This is a genomic window from Sphingomonas sp. RB1R13, from assembly GCF_036663775.1.
Lineage (GTDB): Bacteria > Pseudomonadota > Alphaproteobacteria > Sphingomonadales > Sphingomonadaceae > Sphingomicrobium.
Genome location: NZ_JAXOJM010000001.1, coordinates 148615 through 166222, shown reverse-complemented (window position 1 = coordinate 166222; position 17608 = coordinate 148615). Strand labels below are relative to the sequence as shown.

At 67.2% G+C, this 17608-nt stretch carries 17 protein-coding genes; 15 read left to right on the top strand and 2 right to left on the bottom strand.

Annotated features, from left to right (window positions below; all coding sequences use genetic code 11):
• The first annotated feature begins 20 nt into the window (after positions 1-20).
• The 9 genes from U1700_RS00855 (at position 21) to U1700_RS00815 (ending at position 10573) form a co-directional block, all read left to right on the top strand.
• Positions 21-944 carry a D-alanine--D-alanine ligase gene (locus U1700_RS00855; RefSeq protein ID WP_332751072.1) on the top strand — a complete coding sequence of 308 codons (924 nt, stop codon included), beginning with the start codon at positions 21-23 and terminating at the stop codon, positions 942-944.
• Positions 941-1888 carry a cell division protein FtsQ/DivIB gene (locus U1700_RS00850; RefSeq protein WP_332749335.1) on the top strand — a complete coding sequence of 316 codons (948 nt, stop codon included), beginning with the start codon at positions 941-943 and terminating at the stop codon, positions 1886-1888. The genes U1700_RS00855 and U1700_RS00850 overlap by 4 nt, the downstream gene beginning before the upstream one ends.
• 2 nt (positions 1889-1890) lie before the next feature.
• Positions 1891-3144: a cell division protein FtsA gene (gene ftsA, locus U1700_RS00845; protein WP_332749334.1), complete on the top strand. Its 1254-nt coding sequence runs from the start codon at positions 1891-1893 to the stop codon at positions 3142-3144.
• Positions 3145-3313: 169 nt separating this feature from the next.
• A complete protein-coding gene (gene ftsZ, locus U1700_RS00840; protein WP_332749332.1) occupies positions 3314-4681 on the top strand; it encodes a cell division protein FtsZ in 1368 nt (455 codons plus the stop codon).
• A 165-nt stretch (positions 4682-4846) separates the two neighbouring features.
• Entirely contained in the window at positions 4847-6142 is a 1296-nt protein-coding gene (locus U1700_RS00835) for a tetratricopeptide repeat protein (RefSeq protein WP_332749330.1), read from the top strand.
• Positions 6139-7296: a deoxyguanosinetriphosphate triphosphohydrolase gene (locus U1700_RS00830; RefSeq protein ID WP_332749328.1), complete on the top strand. Its 1158-nt coding sequence runs from the start codon at positions 6139-6141 to the stop codon at positions 7294-7296. Before U1700_RS00835 ends, U1700_RS00830 begins: the two co-directional genes overlap by 4 nt.
• 3 nt (positions 7297-7299) lie before the next feature.
• On the top strand, positions 7300-7935 hold the full coding sequence (locus tag U1700_RS00825) for an NAD-dependent dehydratase (RefSeq protein WP_332749326.1): 636 nt from the start codon (positions 7300-7302) through the stop codon (positions 7933-7935).
• Positions 7936-7985: 50 nt separating this feature from the next.
• A complete protein-coding gene (locus tag U1700_RS00820; protein ID WP_332749324.1) occupies positions 7986-9425 on the top strand; it encodes a DUF1800 domain-containing protein in 1440 nt (479 codons plus the stop codon).
• A gap of 2 nt (positions 9426-9427) precedes the next feature.
• Positions 9428-10573: a DUF1501 domain-containing protein gene (locus tag U1700_RS00815; protein ID WP_332749322.1), complete on the top strand. Its 1146-nt coding sequence runs from the start codon at positions 9428-9430 to the stop codon at positions 10571-10573.
• A gap of 6 nt (positions 10574-10579) precedes the next feature.
• Here the strand turns inward: U1700_RS00815 and U1700_RS00810 are convergent, their stop codons facing one another.
• Complete coding sequence (locus U1700_RS00810) at positions 10580-11335, bottom strand: SIMPL domain-containing protein (RefSeq protein WP_332749321.1); 756 nt, start codon at positions 11333-11335, stop codon at positions 10580-10582.
• A gap of 113 nt (positions 11336-11448) precedes the next feature.
• Positions 11449-11820 (bottom strand): hypothetical protein, encoded by a 372-nt coding sequence (locus U1700_RS00805; RefSeq protein ID WP_332749319.1) that lies wholly within the window; start codon positions 11818-11820, stop codon positions 11449-11451.
• Between the two features lie 187 nt (positions 11821-12007).
• Here U1700_RS00805 and argS point away from each other — a divergent pair, with 187 nt between their 5' ends.
• The 6 genes from argS (at position 12008) to scpB (ending at position 17578) form a co-directional block, all read left to right on the top strand.
• Positions 12008-13738, top strand: a complete 1731-nt coding sequence (gene argS, locus U1700_RS00800) for an arginine--tRNA ligase (protein WP_332749317.1) — start codon at positions 12008-12010, stop codon at positions 13736-13738.
• A 119-nt stretch (positions 13739-13857) separates the two neighbouring features.
• On the top strand, positions 13858-14517 hold the full coding sequence (locus tag U1700_RS00795) for a hypothetical protein (RefSeq protein ID WP_332749315.1): 660 nt from the start codon (positions 13858-13860) through the stop codon (positions 14515-14517).
• A gap of 16 nt (positions 14518-14533) precedes the next feature.
• Positions 14534-15241 (top strand): SPOR domain-containing protein, encoded by a 708-nt coding sequence (locus U1700_RS00790; RefSeq protein ID WP_332749313.1) that lies wholly within the window; start codon positions 14534-14536, stop codon positions 15239-15241.
• Entirely contained in the window at positions 15241-16248 is a 1008-nt protein-coding gene (nagZ, locus tag U1700_RS00785) for a beta-N-acetylhexosaminidase (RefSeq protein ID WP_332749312.1), read from the top strand. Before U1700_RS00790 ends, nagZ begins: the two co-directional genes overlap by 1 nt.
• 20 nt (positions 16249-16268) lie before the next feature.
• Positions 16269-17012 carry a segregation and condensation protein A gene (locus U1700_RS00780; RefSeq protein ID WP_332749310.1) on the top strand — a complete coding sequence of 248 codons (744 nt, stop codon included), beginning with the start codon at positions 16269-16271 and terminating at the stop codon, positions 17010-17012.
• Positions 17012-17578 carry an SMC-Scp complex subunit ScpB gene (gene scpB, locus U1700_RS00775; protein WP_332749309.1) on the top strand — a complete coding sequence of 189 codons (567 nt, stop codon included), beginning with the start codon at positions 17012-17014 and terminating at the stop codon, positions 17576-17578. The genes U1700_RS00780 and scpB overlap by 1 nt, the downstream gene beginning before the upstream one ends.
• The last annotated feature ends 30 nt before the right edge of the window (positions 17579-17608 follow it).

Sequence of the window (17608 nt, the reverse complement as noted above, 5' to 3'; positions counted from 1 at the left end):
TGGCCGGGGTCGATCGTGACATGCATATCGTCGTGCTGATGGGCGGCTGGTCGGCCGAACGCCCGGTCTCGCTGATGAGCGGGGCAGGGGTCGCAGCGGCCCTGCGGACACGCGGCTTCACGCGCGTTACCGAAGTCGACATGGACCGCCAGGTCGCGGCCCGGCTGTACGATCTTGAGCCCGATGTCGTGTTCAATGCGCTCCACGGCACCCCGGGCGAGGACGGCACCGTCCAGGGCATGCTCGACCTGATGGGCATCCCCTATACCCATTCGGGCGTCACCACCTCGGCGATCGCGATCGACAAGGAATTGACCAAGGCGGTGCTCGTCCCCCACGGCATCCGCATGCCGGCGGGCACGATCGTCGACAGTGAAACCCTCTACGCCGCCGACCCGATCGCCCGCCCCTATGTCCTCAAACCGGTCAACGAGGGTAGCTCGGTCGGGGTCGCGATCGTCACCGACGGCGGCAATATGGGCAACCCCATCGGCCGCGACAGCGAGGGCCCGTGGAAGCATTTCGACCGCCTCCTCGCCGAACCCTTCGTTCGCGGCAAGGAACTCACCGTCGCCGTGCTGGGCGGCAAGTCCTTGTGCGTGACCGAGTTGAAGCCGCACAATGTTTTCTATGACTTCGAAGCCAAATATACCGACGGCGTGACCGAACATGTCTGCCCGGCCGACATCCCCGCCGACATTGCCGCATCGATGTTGGACATGGCCGCGCGAAGCCATGCCCTGCTCGGCTGCAAGGGCGCGTCGCGCTCGGACTTCCGTTGGGACGATGAACAGGGCGAGGCCGGCATCTTCCTCCTCGAGGTCAACACCCAGCCCGGGATGACCCCGCTCAGCCTGGTCCCCGAGCAAGCGAAACAGTGCGGCATCAGCTACGGCGAACTGGTTGAACAGCTCATCTCGGAAGCATTGGACTCCGCAGCATGAACGCCGCAGTGCGCGGATCTTCGGTCTCGCGGCGCAAGCCTGTCCCCAAAGGCGTGTCGAAGCGCATTGCTGCCAGGCTTCCCGCCCACACGGCCGAGGCCAACCGCCTCGCCCGCGGCGTGTTCGCTTTGTTCGTCGTCGCGGTAATCGTCGTCGCCGCCATCGCGCTCGACCTGCCCGCCAAAGCCGGCAATGCGCTTGGCGACGGGCTCGGCCGCGCCGGTTTCGCGGTCGACGGCTACCAGATCGTCGGGCTCAACAAGATGAAGCGCAGCCTGGTCGACGAGGTCGTCACCGACGAACTCCACCGCGCCGCCGAGATGGGTACCGCCGGGGGCAAGCCCGCCGAGGCGCTGGTCGATGTCGACGCGATCCGCGAGCGGCTGCTCCAGTTTGGCTGGATCAAGGATGCCCGGGTCTCGCGCCGCCTGCCCGACGGGCTGGTCATCGATATTGTCGAGCGCACTCCGACCGCGCTGTGGCAGGATAATCAGCAACTCTCGTTGATCGACAGCAATGGCGTCGTTCTCGACCGCGTGCCCGTGTCGCAAATGCCCGATCTGCCGTTGCTGATCGGCCCCGGCGCCAATCGCCAGGCGAGTTCGCTCGACCGGCTGATGGCCGACGTGCCGACGCTGAAACCCCAGCTTTCCGCCGCCAGCTGGGTCGGACAGCGTCGCTGGGACCTCGCCTTCCAGTCGGGCGAGACGATCGTCCTGCCCGAAGGCGAAGCGGCCGCCCGTGATGCGCTCGCCAAATTCGCCAGGCTCGACAAGTCGGCCGGGCTACTTGGCCGCGGGCTAAAACGGTTCGACCTTCGCCAGCCCGGCAAGATGACCGTCCGCTTGCCGCGCGCCCCGGGCGAAGCGATCGCCCCGCCAGAAGCTGCCAACGCGGCCGCCGCCAACGCCGCTGTGCCCGCACCACCTCCGACCAAGGATTGACGGTGGCGGCGAACAACGACTCCCCCCTGTTTACTGCGCTCGACATCGGCTCGTCGAAGGTCAGCGCAATGATCGTCGCGCGCGATCCCGACGGTCGCCTGCGCGTGCTCGGCACCGGCCAGCGCGAAAGCCGCGGGGTCAAGCGCGGCTACATTACCGACATGGAGGCGAGCGAGGTCGCGGTCCGCGAAGCCGTCGAACTCGCCGAACGCATGGCCGGGGTCAGCGTCGACGACGTTTTCGCCAGCTATGGCGCGGGCGGGCTGATCAGCGAACAGGCGACGGTCGAAGTCGAGCTCGGCGGCCACCAGGTCGAACAGGGAGATGTCGACCAGCTGCTGCTTGCGGGCCGCGGCGCCATCCAGCGCGAACGCCAGGTCGTCCTTCACGCCAATCCCGCCTTGTTCACGATCGACGACAATCAGGGTGTGCGACAGCCGATCGGGCTGTTCGCCAACAAGCTTGGCGTCGATATCCACGTCGTTGCCGCCGACGAGGCCCCGCTCAAGAACATCGACTATGTCATTCGCTCGGCGCACCTCGGCGTCAACGCGATCATCGCTTCGCCGGTCGCCGCCGGGCTCGCCTGCCTGACCGAGGAAGAACGCGACATCGGCGTTGCGCTGATCGAGCTTGGCGCCGAAGTCACCAACGTCTCGCTCCATGCCGGCGGAATGCTCGTCGGGCTCCGCTCGATCCCCTTGGGCGCCAAGGACATCACCGAGGATATCGCCTGCGCGTTCGGCATCCAGCGCCGCGACGCCGAGCGGCTGAAGACCTTCTACGGCTCGGCCATGACCAGCCCGCGCGACAATCACGAGATGATCGACGCGCGCCCGGTCGGCGGCGATGACTTGGGTGAGCCGCTACGCCTGACCCGGGCCCAGCTGATGACCGTCATCCGCGCCCGGATCGAAACGCTGACCGGCGAAATCGAAAAGGCGCTGAAGGAACTCGGCTTCACCGGCCCGGTCGGGCGCCAGGTCGTGCTTACCGGCGGCGGGGCCGAGCTCAAGAATATCGCCGACTATATGCAGGGCGTGCTCGGCCGCGCGGTCCGCGTCGGCCGTCCGCGCAGCATCACCGGCCTGCCCGAAGCCCATTCGGGCCCGGCCTTCGCCACGCTCGTCGGCCTCGCCAATCTCGCCGCCAGTGGCTCGGGCGACATTCGCGACATCGCCCGCCCGGTGCGCGAGCGAAAGGCCGCCACTGGCTTGGTCGGAAAGCTGCTCGCCGCGCTGAAACAGGGTTATTGAGGCGTTTTGGACTCACTTAGATGCAACACAGACTCACTGCTGTGCCATAATGAATCAGTTGGTCACCTTTTTTGCCCCCGAGACCATTTTTCGCTTGGGTGGCGGGTGTCGTTAGTGCAAGATTCCGCGCATAGTTTTCGCACGCGTTGGCAATTTGGGGGTTGATCCTATGAGCATCGATTTCGTCCGTCCGGAAGTCGACGAGCTTCGGCCGCGGATTACCGTTATTGGCGTCGGCGGCGCGGGCGGCAACGCCATCGCCAACATGATCAAGTCGGACGTGCAGGGGGTCGAGTTCCTCGTCGCCAACACCGACGCGCAGGCGCTCAACGCCAGCTCGGCCGATCGCCGCATCCAGCTTGGTCTCAAGATCACGCAAGGGCTCGGCGCCGGATCGCGCCCCGAAATCGGTCGCGCCGCCGCCGAGGAGACACTGGAAGACATCGAACGCGCGCTCGACGGCGCGCACATGTGCTTCATTGCTGCGGGCATGGGCGGGGGCACCGGCACCGGTGCCGCCCCGGTCATCGCCAAGGCGGCGCGGGATCGCGGCATCCTGACCGTCGGCGTCGTGACCAAGCCGTTCGCCTTCGAGGGCTCGCGCCGGGGCCGCGCGGCCGACGCCGGGATCGAGGAGCTGCAGAAGTACGTCGACACGCTGATCGTCATTCCCAACCAGAACCTGTTCCGCCTCGCCTCGGCCGACACGACCTTCAAGCAGGCTTTCGAAATGGCCGACGAAGTCCTCCAGCAGGGCGTTCGCGGGATCACCGACCTGATGGTCATGCCCGGTCTCATCAACCTCGACTTCGCCGACGTCCGCTCGGTGATGGGCGAAATGGGCAAGGCGATGATGGGCACTGGCGAAGCGTCGGGCGACAATCGCGCGATCGAGGCTGCCGAAAAGGCGATCTCCAATCCGTTGCTCGACGGCGTTTCGATGAAGGGCGCCAAGGGCGTCATCATCTCGATCACCGGCGGCGAGGACATGCGCCTGATGGAAGTCGACGAGGCCGCCAGCCACATCAAGGAACTGGTCGATCCCGACGCCAACATCATCTGGGGCTCGGCCTTCAACAACAACATGGAAGGCCGCATCCGCGTCTCGGTCGTCGCCACCGGGATCGAGGTTGACGCCGTCGCCGCACCGCAGCCGGGCAAGGTCTTCACCTTCCCGACCAGCCGCGCACCCGCCGCCGCCCCGACAGCGGCGACCCCGACGACCCCGGTCGCCGTCACTGCCCCTGCGCCGACCGCCTTTGTCGATGACGAGCCGCTCGAGCTGACCGACGAGGCCGGCGACGACGAGTTGCTGCTCGATAGCGACGATATCCTCACCAGCCCGGTCGCCTCGGCGCCGATTACTGCCCCCGCCGACGAGGGTGAGGCCAAGCGCGAAAGCGGTACCTTGTTCGAACGCATGTCGAACATCGCCCGCGGCGCGCCCAAGGCCAATATTGACGAGGAAGACGGCCCCGGCTTCCGCCGCGAACCGATCGACATCCCGCGTTTCCTCAACCGCCAGAACAACCAGTAGTCGGGCGCGGAAAACCACCTATTTGCGAAGGGCGGGGGGCAACCTCCGCCCTTTTCATATCCGCCATCAACCACCCGTCTCGTTTCGCCTTCTCCCCGCCACGCCTCGCCGCGAGCCGCTTCCCAGCAAGGCTGGAGCAAGCTGAAGTGGGGCATGGGGAGGATCATGGCGCAAATGTTCATGTCGCGCGGCGCGTTGGGGCTGTGCGTGCTGCTCGCCGCAGTTCCGGCGAGTGCCCAATATATCGACGGCAGCCCGCCGCCGCTGCCGGTCGCCCCGCTCGGCGGCGAACGGCCGTCCGACGCCCTGGCGCGCTATGTCCGCGTCCTCGCCCAAAGCCCGCGCGACTATCGTGCGCTGGTCGGCGCCGGCCGCGCCGCGCTCGACACTGGCGATGCCGAAGCCGCGGTTGGCTTCTTCGGTCGCGCCGCCGATGTCTCGCCCAACGCCCCGGCGCCCAAGGCCGGGATGGGCGCCGCTTTGGTCGCGATGGGGGAGGCGGGGCACGCCCTGACCGAGTTCGACCGTGCCGCCAGGGCCGGAGCACCCGTCTCCAGCTACGCCGCCGACCGTGGCCTCGCGCGCGACCTGCTTGGCCAGCAATTGCTTGCCCAGGCTGATTATACCCTTGGCCTCGCCGGCCCCGATCCTGACGAAGCCCGCCGCCGCCTTGCGCTCAGCCAGGCGATTTCTGGCAACCGCGCCGCTGCCATCGCCACCCTCGCCCCGCTCGCCGGTCGCCGTGACGGAGAGACTGCGCGCGCCCGCGCGTTCGTCGACGCGCTGGTCGGTGATGTCGCCGCCGCCGACCGCTCGCTCGACGCGACCATGCCGGGGATGTCAAGCAGACTTGACCCCTTCTTCCGCCGCCTCGCTGGCCTTACCGCAGCGGAGAAAGCGGCAGCGGTCCATCTGGGTATAATGCCCAGTAACGGAACGGTTTTTTCGAGCACTTCACCGTCTCCGACCGTGTCGCCTTCGCCCCCCACCTCGACCTTCGCCACGATCGCCCCGCGCCGCCCCGCCGGCCCCCGCCGCGATCCGGCGGTGGCCGATCGACTGGGCGGGATCGACGCCCTGCTCCGGGAGCCGACGCCGCCTCCCGTCCAGGGTCCGCCCGCCGGGGCGCAGCAACAGGTCGCCAGCGTCCGCACTGCGTCAGCCCCGCCCGCCGCAATCGTCCCTGCGGCAAGGCGCATCTGGGTCCAGCTGGCCAGCGGTGTCGACGAGCGGGCGCTTGGCGGCCAGTTCGCCAGGATCGCCGCGCGCAAGCCCGAGCTGTTCGAGGGGATCCGCCCGTTTGTCGCCGAGGTCGACGGCCGCACCAAGCTCCTCGTCGGCCCGTTCAAGGATCGCGAGAATAGCGAAATCTTTCTCGACGAGCTTGCCGCCGACGGCATCAGCAGCTTTAGCTGGACCAGCCCAGAAGGGCAGCCCGTCAGGAAACTCGTCACGCAATGAATCTCGCCTCGCTTGCCGCGCACCCGTCCCGATCGCGCGGCCGTCGGTTCACCGAACCCGACAGTGGACCGCGCGGGCCTCGCGACGCCTTCCAGCGCGACCGTGATCGCATCGTCCACTCGGGCGCCTTCCGCCGCCTGCGCCACAAGACCCAGGTCTTCATTGCTCCTGACGGCGATCATTTCCGCGTACGCCTGACCCATTCGATCGAAGTCGCCCAGATCGGCCGGACCATGGCGCGGGTGCTCGGCCTCAACGAGGATCTGACCGAGGCGCTGAGCCTGGCCCACGATCTTGGCCATCCGCCGTTTGGTCATGGCGGCGAGGAAGCCCTCCAGCAAAGCCTCGCCGACGTCGGCGGGTTCGATCACAATGCGCACACGTTGCGCCTCGTGACGGCGCTCGAAGGGGTCTATCCCGAGTTCGACGGGTTGAATCTAAGCTGGGAGACGCTCGAGGGCCTGGCCAAGCATAACGGCCCCGTCGTCAGCCCGTCCTGGGCGCTGGCCGAAGCCGACAGTGACTTTGGACTCGACCTTGCCACCTGGCCCGGACTCGAGGCACAGGTCGCCGCGATCGCCGACGACATCGCCTATGACAACCACGACATCGACGACGGGCTTCGGTCGGGCATCCTCATCCTCGACGAACTTCTTGAGGTCCCAATCGTGGCGCGCCACTGGGCCGCGATTGGCCAACGTCACCCGAGCCTGTCGACCGACCGCCGCCAACGCGCCCTGGTCCGTGACATGATCGGCACCATGGTCGGCGACGTTCTGGACGAAACGCGAGCGCGGGTCGCGGCCGCCGGCGTGACCACCATCGACGACGTCCGCCTCGCCGGGCGCCAGCTTGCCGGCTTTTCCCCCGCCGTCGGCGCCGAAGAGCGTGAACTGAAGCGCTTCCTCTATGCGCGTCTGTACAACAGCGCCGCGCTGACCCCGATCCGGATCGAGGCCCAGCGCATCGTCGCCGACCTTGCCGCGGCCTATCGCGACGGGGTCGCCCCGCTGCCCCCCGGCTGGCAACGCGGCGAGGGGGAAGTCGCCCGCCTGCGCGGCATCGGCGATTTCATTGCCGGGATGACAGACCGTTTCGCCATTGCCCAGCATGAGCGGCTGATCGGTCCAGTCACGCTTCCGGATCGCTTCTAGGTGATGAAGGTCGCGATCATCGGTGCAAGTGGGCTTGTCGGCGGCGAAATCGTCCGGCGCCTTCCGGCCGCCACTCTGACCCTCGTCTCCCGTCGGCCGACTGGCCAGGTTGCACGCGAGATTGTCCTTCCGGTCGAGCGCTGGGCCGAAGCCCTCGCGGCCGAGCCAGTCGGGATCGCAATCAGCGCGCTCGGCACGACCATCGCCAAGGCCGGCTCACGCGACGCCTTCGACCGCATCGACCGGCGCGCCGTCGTCGATTTCGCCCGCGCTGCCAAGGTGGCTGGCGCCCGTCAGATGATCGTCATCTCCTCGGTCGGCGCCGATTCGGCGTCGCGCGGTTTCTACCTCGCGACCAAGGGCCGGATGGAGCAGGAAATCGGCCTGCTCGGCTTCGACCGGCTCGATATCGTCCGCCCCGGATTGCTTCGTGGAGAGCGCGCCGAACACCGGCTGGGCGAGTCGATCGCCATTCGTCTAAGCGCGCTGACCGATTGTCTGACCCCGGCGCGCTCCGCCGCTTACCGATCGATCGCCGCCACCGACGTTGCGGCCGCCATCGTCGCGCTATGTGGCGCCAGCGGCTCCGGCCGCTTCATCCATCAGGGTACCGCGCTGATCGAGCTGGCCAGTCACTAGCGGTTAAGCTCGCCCGACTCATACTTCCCGCTGGTTCGGAAGGTGTCGCCATGATCTCGACCAGTTTCGCCGAAAGTCGCTTTGGTCTTGGTGCGCGCGGGGACGATCCTGCGGCGGGCGGCGACCCGCGCGGTTGGGCCTCCGCCCAGCTGACCCGCTTCGACCCCCACGTCGCGGGCATTCCCGACAGCCACAGCGTCGCGGTCGAATTGGCCGACTATCTCGACCTCAAGCAGGCCGAGCGCCGCCTTGCCCGCGACCAGCAGGCGATGATGCCCGCTGCCTCGTCGATGCTCACCCCCGCGGCCATGCCAAAACCCGCCAGAACGCCGGAAATCATGGCCGCCCAGCAGGCCGGCCGCTCGGCCTATGCGACCCTGGTCGGCGCGCGCATCAATAGCTCGCTTGTCACGCAGACCCCCTTTGCCGAGCGGCTCACTCATTTCTGGGCCAATCATTTCGCGGTCTCGGCGGCCAAGCAGACCACGGTCGGCTTTGCCGGGCTGCTCGAGTTCGAGGCAATCCGGCCGCACATCATGGGGCGCTTCGGCGACCTGTTGCTGGCGGTCGAGCAGCACCCCGCGATGCTGTTCTTCCTCGACCAGGCGACCTCGATCGGCCCCGATTCGATGATTGCCCAGCGCGGCCGCAATCGCGCGAAAAAGGGCCTCAACGAAAATCTGGCCCGCGAAATCATGGAGTTGCATACGCTCGGCGTGCGGTCGGGCTACACCCAGGCCGACGTTACCGAATTCGCCCGCGCGCTGACCGGCTGGACGGTGGCCGGAATCGGGCGGGGGCAGGCGGCGCAACTGGCGCAAGGCGACCCCGGCCAATTCACCTTCGTCGACGGACTCCACGAACCCGGCGACCGGACGATCATGGGCAAGCGCTATCGTGATGGCGGGCAGGAACAGGCGCGCGCGATCCTGTCGGACCTGGCTGTCCACCCTGCGACGGCGCACCATCTTGCCACCAAGCTTGCCACGCATTTCGCCTCGGATGTGCCCCCGCCGGCAATGGTCAAACGGCTCGAAAAGGCGTTTCTGGAGAGCGGCGGCGACCTGCCGACCGTCTACCGCGCGTTGATCGCGTCGCCCGAGGCGTGGACGATGGCCACGCCCAAATTCCGCAACCCGTGGGACTGGACCGTCGCCTCGCTGCGCGCGATCGGGGTCGAGCGCATCGACGGCGACGCTACTGCCAATCTGCTGAACCAGCTTGGCCAGCCGATCTGGAAGCCCGACAGCCCAGCGGGATTTGACGATATCGCCGCCGCCTGGGCCGGACCCGATGCGCTGGTCCGGCGGGTCGAGGCGGCGCAGCGGCTGGCGGCCCGCGCCAGTTCGAAGGTCGATGCGCGGCTGATCGCGCCGCTTGTCCTCGGCGCTCAGCTGACCCCCGCCACCGCGACCGCCATTTCGCGTTCCGAAAGTCCTGCAACGGGGCTCGCGCTGATGCTTGTTTCGCCAGAATTCTTGCGGAGATGAAAATGTTGGACCGCAGAAAATTCCTGTTTGCCGGATCGGCCGGGGCGGCCGCGCTGCTTGCCAACCCGAGCATCGCCTTCGCTCGCGCCGAAACCGACAAGCGCTTCCTGTTCATCATCCAGCGCGGTGCTGCCGATGGGTTGGCGATCCTGGCTCCGACCGGTGACCCCGCCTATTCCGGGCTTCGTGGCGATCTCGCCAAGGATAGCGCCAGCGGGACGCGGGTCGATCCAATGTTCACGCTCCACCCGGCGCTGGCCGAAACGGCGAAAATGTATGCCGCGAAACAGGCGCTGCTGATCCACGCCATTGCCTCGCCCTATCGCGACCGGTCGCATTTCGATGGTCAGAACGTCCTCGAGAGCGGCGCCGCGCGGGCCTATGGGCTGAAGGACGGGTGGATGAACCGGTTGTTGGCGCAATTGCCCGGGGACCGCGCCATCGCGCTGTCGCCGGCAGTACCGCTCGCGTTGCGGGGTGCCATTCCGGTCGAAAGCTATGCCCCGTCTGCGCTGCCCAATGCTGCGGATGATCTCATGCTTCGGGCAGGTGATTTATACGCGCGAGATGTCCAGCTTGGGCCGCTGTGGAACCAAGCGCTCGCCGCCCGGGCGAAGGCAGGCGAGACTGCGGGGGGCAAGGGCGGCGCCGCGCTCGGCACTCTTGCTGCGCGCCAGATGAGCGGGGCTGACGGCGCGCGGATCGGGATGATCGAGACCAACGGCTGGGATACCCACACTGGGCAGAATTACCGGCTGGCCGCCCAGCTTAAGCAGCTGGACGCGACCATCGCCGCCTTCCGCGACGGGCTCGGCAGCGCGGCCTGGGCCAATACGGTGGTGCTGGTCGCGACCGAGTTCGGGCGGACCGCCAAGGCCAATGGCACTGGCGGCACCGACCATGGCACCGGGTCGGTGGCAATGCTGATGGGCGGCGCAGTCGCGGGCGGACGAGTGATCGCCGACTGGCCTAGCTTGGCAACGGGCGCGCTTTACGAGGGCCGCGACCTCAAGCCGACGAGCGACCTCGACGCGTTGGTCGCGGGCGCAATGGCCCAGCATTTCGGGCTCGATCCGGCGCGCGCGGCGGGCTTGCTGTTCCCCGAGACACGACCGACGGCGATGGCTCAGAGGCTGGTTATCGCCTGACCGCGTTCAGGGCGCGATTTCGTACATCACGGTGACCATTGCGGCGGTCTCGATCGGTTGCGGGTTGAGGTCGACTGCAATTGCCGGGGCGGGCGGCGGCGGCGGCGGGGCCGATTCATAGCGCCGAGCAGTGACGATGATGTCGTTGCGCACGTCGCCCATCGCATTGCCGTTGGTCGCGGCGAGCAGGCGTCCGAGGTGGCGGCTGGTCCCGGCTGCGATCGCCTCGGCCTTGTCGCGGGCATCGGCCAGCGCGGCGGCAATCGCGCGGCGCTGCGCCAGCTTGGGATCGGTTAGCGTGAAGTCCGACAGCGACGGCGATGTCCCCTCGAGCCGCCCGATCAGCCCGACCATCGTTCCCGCGCGAGCAACGTCCCCGGTACGCAACGTCGTCGGTAATTCGGCGACAAAGCCAAGCACGGTGCATTCGCCGACCGACAGCCGCGCCGGGCCATATTGAGGGCAATCCTTACCGCGGACCTCGGTGATGGCCATTCGTCCGGTGCGCACTTCGACCTTGGCGCCGAAGGTGCCGAGACCGGTTTCGATGCGGTTTCGGCGGGCAACCAACGCTCCGACCGCGGCGTCGCTGGTCTGGCCTTCGCCGCGAACGCTATAGTTGATAACCGCGACGTCGGGTGCCGTCTTGACGGTGCCGGTGCCGACAACCGAGATTCGCGGTGGCTCGACGCTTTGGGCAGTGGCGGGCTGGGAGAAAGCGGGGCTGGCGGCGGCCAGCGCGAGGATGATCGGGAAACGCATGTCACTCTCCTGTTGTGCAGGAGGCTAATCGCGGTCCGTGGTTTCGCCAAGCGGACAAGAAAAGGGGAGGGCGTGAACCCTCCCCTCGATCTTCGCTCGTCCGGGCCGAAGCCCTAGCGCCAGCGGCGATAGTGACGGCGATGACCGTAATTACTGTAGATCGGGACCGAGTATCCGTAGCTGTAGCTGGGGTAGGAATAACCGTAGCTGTAGGCCGGATAGCTGCTGTAGCCATAATTATAGGCCGGCTGGCTATAGCCGTAGGCGGGGTAGCCATAACCATAGCCCGGCTGGTCGTAGCCATAACCGTAGCTCGGCTGGTCGTAGCCATAACCATAGCCATAGCCGGGGTTATAATTGGAATAGCCATAGCCGGAGTAACCCGAGCCGATGCTGACCGAGATGACGCCGCCGGCCGAGGCGGGGGTGACGGCAACGAGGGTGCCCGCGGCAAGCGCGCCGGCAAGAAGCAGTTTACGCAACATGAGCTTGTCCTTTCTGCTCAATTATGAGCTCCGTAATGGATCTAAGCCGCTGAATAGTGGCTGAATAGTTTGTGCGTTCAACGCGCGGATGCGCAGCCACAGCGGGAGCGTACGGGACGCCGCCCTTTCGCCCGCGCCGCCGAGCGATTAGAGGCGCTGTTTCTTTCAAGATCGATCGGCCTGCACCTTGTCCCTCTATGCCCATTATTCGCTGATGCTCGACGAGGCGCTTGCCGCGCTCGAAGCCGAGGGGGCGCTGCCCGTCGGGATCGATCGCAGGAATGTGGCGGTCGAACCGCCGCGCGATGCGAGCCACGGCGACCTTGCGACCAACGCCGCGATGGTGCTGGCGAAACCCGCGGGGACCAACCCGCGCGCGCTTGCCGCGCTGATCGCGCCGAAGATCGAGGCGATGTCGGGGGTAACCTCGGTCGAGGTCGCGGGGCCGGGGTTCATCAACATCCGCCTGACCGATCAGGCATGGCGCGACGAACTTTCCGCGATCATCGTCGCGGGCGAAAGCTATGGCCGCTCGACCGTCGGCAAGGGCAGCCGCGTCAATGTCGAATATGTCTCGGCCAACCCGACCGGGCCGATGCACATGGGCCATTGCCGCGGCGCGGTGGTCGGCGACGCGCTGGCAAGCCTGCTCGAGGCCGCGGGCTTCGACGTCACGCGCGAATATTATGTCAATGACGCCGGCAGCCAGGTCGATACGTTGGCGCGGTCGGTCCACCTTAGATACCGCGAGGCGCTCGGCGAGGATATCGGCGAGATTCCCGAGGGCTATTATCCAGGCGACTATCTGGTTCCGATTGGCCAGTCGCTGGCGAGCGAATTTGGTGCCAAATATGTCGGCTCGCCCGAGGGTGAATGGCTCGCCCTGTTCAAGCGCAAGGCGGTCGTGGCAATGCTCGACCTGATCCGGTCCGACTTGGCGCTGCTCGGCATACACCATGACGTGTTCGCGTCGGAGATGGAGCTTCAGGAGGCAGGGCTCGTCACCAGGAGCATGGCGACGCTCGAGGCCAAGGGGCTGGTCTACCAGGGCGTGCTCGAAGCGCCCAAGGGCGAGGCGGCCGACGACTGGGAGCCGGTCGAGCTGACCCTGTTCCGGTCATCGCAGTTCGGTGACGACCAGGACCGGCCGATGAAGAAATCCGACGGCAGCTGGACCTATTTCGGCGCCGATGCAGCTTATCACCTGCAAAAGGCAGCGAGTGCCGACCACCTCGTTAACATCTGGGGGGCGGACCATGCGGGGACGGTCAAGCGGGTCCAGGCGGCAGTTACCGCCCTGACCGACGGCCGCGTCGATCTCGACGTCAAGCTGGTCCAGATGGTTCGGCTGTTCCGTGCCGGCGAACCGATCAAGATGTCCAAGCGGTCGGGCAATTTCGTGACGCTGGCTGACGTCGTGCGCGAAGTCGGCAAGGACGTGGTGCGGTTCATGATGCTGACCCGGCGGGCCGACGCCCCGTTGGATTTCGACTTTGCCAAGGTAGTCGAGGCTTCGAAGGATAATCCGGTATTCTACGTTCAGTACGCCCATGCCCGCGTGGCGTCGCTGGGGCGCAAGGCAACCGAGATGGGGATTGCCACCGATGGCCCGGCAGACCTCACCCTGCTTGATGCCGAGGAACTGGCGCTTGTCCGCCACGCCGCGCAATATCCGCGCGTGGTGGAGGCAGCCGCATTGGCGCATGAGCCACACCGGATCGCCTTTTTCCTGAGTGATCTGGCGGCAGCGTTCCATGCGCTGTGGAACCGCGGCAACGACGATCCGTCGCGTCGCTTCGTGTTGGAAAATAAGCCCGAATTGACCCGCTCCCGGCTTGAGTTGGCGCGCGCGCTGGCGCAAGTCATTCGCAGCGGGCTGGCACTGATGGGAGTCGCCGCCGCCGAGGAGATGCGGTGATAGCGAGCGACCCGCCCCGGCATGATCGAGACAGCGATGAGCAGCGCCTGCCGTGGCTCGATGGGGACCGCGCCACGCCTACGTCTGTCGCGGTCTCCCATGAGCCGGTAGGCCGGGGGATGCGCTGGTTCCTGTCGCTGCTGATCCTGGCGCTGGTTGCGGCGGGAGCATTCGTGCTCGGCAAGGGAAGTGACCCGGTCACACCAGCGACCACGCCGGTCGTCGTGCCGATGCCGCGGGCCGCTCCGGCCGCATCGCCGCCGCCTCTCGCCCCGCCGGCCGTCGCGGCTCCCGGCGCGACCCCGCCGGCGCTTGCCCGGGTCGCCGGGAATGATCCTGCCGGAACGGTTCCGCCAGCGGTCACGCGGGTCGTCCATGTGGTCGAAGCGCGGCCGGCCGGTGGTCTTCACCTCACCGACGCGCAGGTCGTCGCGCTGCGCAAAATCGCGCGCGAGGCCGAGGTCAACGTCCATCGCAACCAGCAGGCCAAGGCGACGCCACCACGGGTCGCCTTTGCACCGCGGGTCGGGCCGTCGGGACGGGTGGTCCAGCTAGGCGCCTATAACAGTGCCCGTGATGCCGAGGCGGCGGCGCAACTGTTCCGCTACAAATATCGCGGACTACTCGCGACGCTGCCCAAGGCGGTCCTCCCGTTCCGGCCCAAGGGTACAAGGCGGATGTTCTACCGGGTCCAGTTCGTGACCCCTAGCCAGGCCTACTCCGAAGTCACCTGCCAGCGGCTGCGCGCGGCGGCCAAGACCTGCATCGTATTATACTGATGGGAAAAGATCGACCATGACCGACCGCCGTGCCGCGTTTGACGAGGAAGGACTGCCGTGGCTCGAGGCAGTCGCCGACGAGGATGGCCCGCAGGGGGTGTCGGCAAGGAAGATGCTCGCAGCACTGGCGATGGTCGGGCTGGCGGTAGCGCTGGTCGCGGCAACAATGTTCGTGATCGGGCGAAGCAATGCCGGGCCGACGAGTGGCCCGGCCGAACTGATCAAGGCTGACCTGCGCCCCTACAAGATCAAACCGACCGATCCCGGCGGGCTGGACGTCGCAGGCGACAGCGAGACAGCGTTTGCGACAAGCGCGGGGGGCGACACCGATGCCCAGATCGACATGAATGCGGTGACCGAGGCGCCGGTGGCGCGGCCTGAGACCAAGCCCAAGAGCTTCCCCGCCAACGAGACTCGCGAGCCGGTTGTGCCAACGGGCGAAAAGACGGTGCCGGTGCCCGTCGCGGTGCCCGAAGCGGCGCCATCGGGCGGGGCGGGGACGGTGATCCAGTTGGGCGCCTTTTCGTCGGGAACGAAGGCCGAGGCGGCGTGGAAGGCGCTGACGGCGCGGTTCGGCGCGCTTGGCGCGATGAGCAAGATCATCACACCGGTCTCGGGCAGTTCGCTGTTCCGCCTTCGCGCCGGGGCGGCGAGCCCGGCGGACGCGAAGGCGATGTGCCAGAGCCTGCGGGTTGCGGGCGAGAATTGCGTGGTCATCGGCTGATGATCGCGGCGATCCTGAGCCTGGCCGGGCCCGTCCTTGCGCCCGACGAAGCGCAGCTGTTCCGCGAGTGCGATCCGGCGGGCTATATCCTGTTCAGGCGCAACATCGCGGACCGGGCGCAGCTGAAGGCGCTGACCGATGCGTTGCGGGCGCTCCATGGGCGCGACGATGTGCCGATCCTGATCGACCAGGAGGGGGGGCGTGTCGCGCGCATGCGGCCGCCCGAGTGGCCTGCCTTTCCCGCAAACGAGGCCTTCGACCGCCTGTACCGACTGGCGCCATCGTCGGCGATGCAGGCGGCACGGTGGAATGCGCGGGCGATCGCGCTGACGCTGGCCGAGGTCGGGATCAACGTCGACTGCCTGCCGATGCTCGACGTTCGCCAGCCCGGCGCAAGCGACATCGTCGGCGACCGCGCGCTGGGGTCGGAACCGATGCAGGTCTCCGCGCTCGGCCGGGCACAGCTTAAGGGGCTGGCCTCCGCAGGCGTCGTGGGCGTGGTCAAGCATATCCCCGGGCACGGCCGCGCGCTGGTCGACAGCCACAAGGAATTGCCGTTCGTCGATGCGAGCGACGAAGAATTGGCGATCGACCTCGAACCGTTCGAGCGGCTGGCCGACGCGCCAATGGGGATGACCAGCCACATCGTCTATCGCGCCTGGGACCCCGATCTCCCCGCCAGCCAGTCGCCGACGATCATCCAGCAAATCATTCGCCAGCGGATCGGCTTCCACGGCTTTTTGATGAGCGACGATATCGGGATGGAAGCGCTTTACGGCGACATCGCCGTGCGCGCGGCGGCGTGCGTCGCGGCGGGATGCGACGTCGCGTTGCATTGCTCAGGCGCGTTCGAGGAAAGCGTGCGGATCGCCAACGCCGTGCCGGGCCTGACCGACGAGGCCGAGGCACGGCTGGCGCGGGCGATGGCGACCCGCTTCACCGATGGCGAGGGCATGAGCTTTGCCGACGCGGTCGAGACTCGCGACCAGCTGTTGGCGTTGGCCTGACGAGCCGCTAGCCTCCCGCCATGGGGGATTTGCTCAGTCACGACGAAGACAGCCTGACGCTCAGCCTGGGCGCGTGGGAGGGGCCGCTCGACCTGCTGCTGACGCTGGCGCGGAGCCAGAAGGTCGACTTGCGTGAGATTTCGATCTTGGCGCTGGTCGAGCAATATCTCGATTATCTGGACGGGGCGAAGGAGCTCAGGCTTGAGATTGCTGCCGACTACCTCGTGATGGCGGCGTGGTTGGCCTATCTGAAATCATGCCTGCTACTGCCCAAGGACGAGGAAGCCGACCCGAGCCCCGAGGAATTGGCGTGGCGCTTGCAGCAGCGGCTGGCGCGCCTGGATGCGATGCGTGATGCAGGCGCGCGGTTGATGGGCGGTGATCGGCTGGGTCGCGACGTATTCCCGCGCGGAAACCCGGAGGGATTGCGGCTGGTGCGCCAGTCGGTGTGGCAGGCCACCCCCTATGACCTGTTCGCCGCCTATGGAGCGCTGAAAGCACGGACCCAACCGGCAATGCACATTGTCGCGCACCGCGCAGTAATGGCGCTCGACGAGGCGATCTCGCGGGTCGAACGGATGCTCGGGATGGCGATCGAGTGGACCCGGATCGAGGCGTTTGTGCCGGCTTCGCTCGATGTGGCCTATGCGCGGTCGGCGCTGGCCTCGTCGTTCGTCGCGGCGCTGGAATTGGCGCGGCAGGGGCGGCTGGAGCTGTCGCAGGAAGCGCCGTTCGCCCCGCTCGAAGTCAGGGCGGCGCGCTGATGGACGAATTTATCCGCTCGGTCGAAGCCGTGTTGTTCGCCTCGCCCGAGTCGATGAGCCCGGAGGAGATCGGCCGTCATGCCGGGGAGGGGAATGTCGCTGCGGCGCTGGCGGGGCTGGCCGAGCGCTATGCCGGACATGGCATCGAACTCGTCGAGCGCGGCGGGCGGTGGCATTTCCAGACTGCGCCCGATCTAGCGCATCTCCTCAGGCGAACCCGCGAGGAACCACGACGATTGTCGCGGGCGGCGACCGAGTGCCTCGCGATTGTCGCCTATCACGAGCCGGTGACGCGGGCCGAGATCGAGGCGATTCGCGGGGTGCAGATTTCCAAGGGCACAATCGACGTGCTGATGGAGGCGGGCTGGGTGCGAACGGCAGGGCGGCGGGAAAGCCCGGGGCGACCGCTGCTCTATGCGACGACACCGGGATTTTTGACGCACTTCGGACTGGGCTCGCGGCGCGACTTGCCGGGGATCGATGATCTCAAGGCCGCGGGGCTGCTCGATCCACTGGATGAGGCGGCGCTCGCCCTTTCGCTGGAAACGGGCGACGATGAGGACTAGATAGGAGACAAGTCTTTATCGGAGTGACGA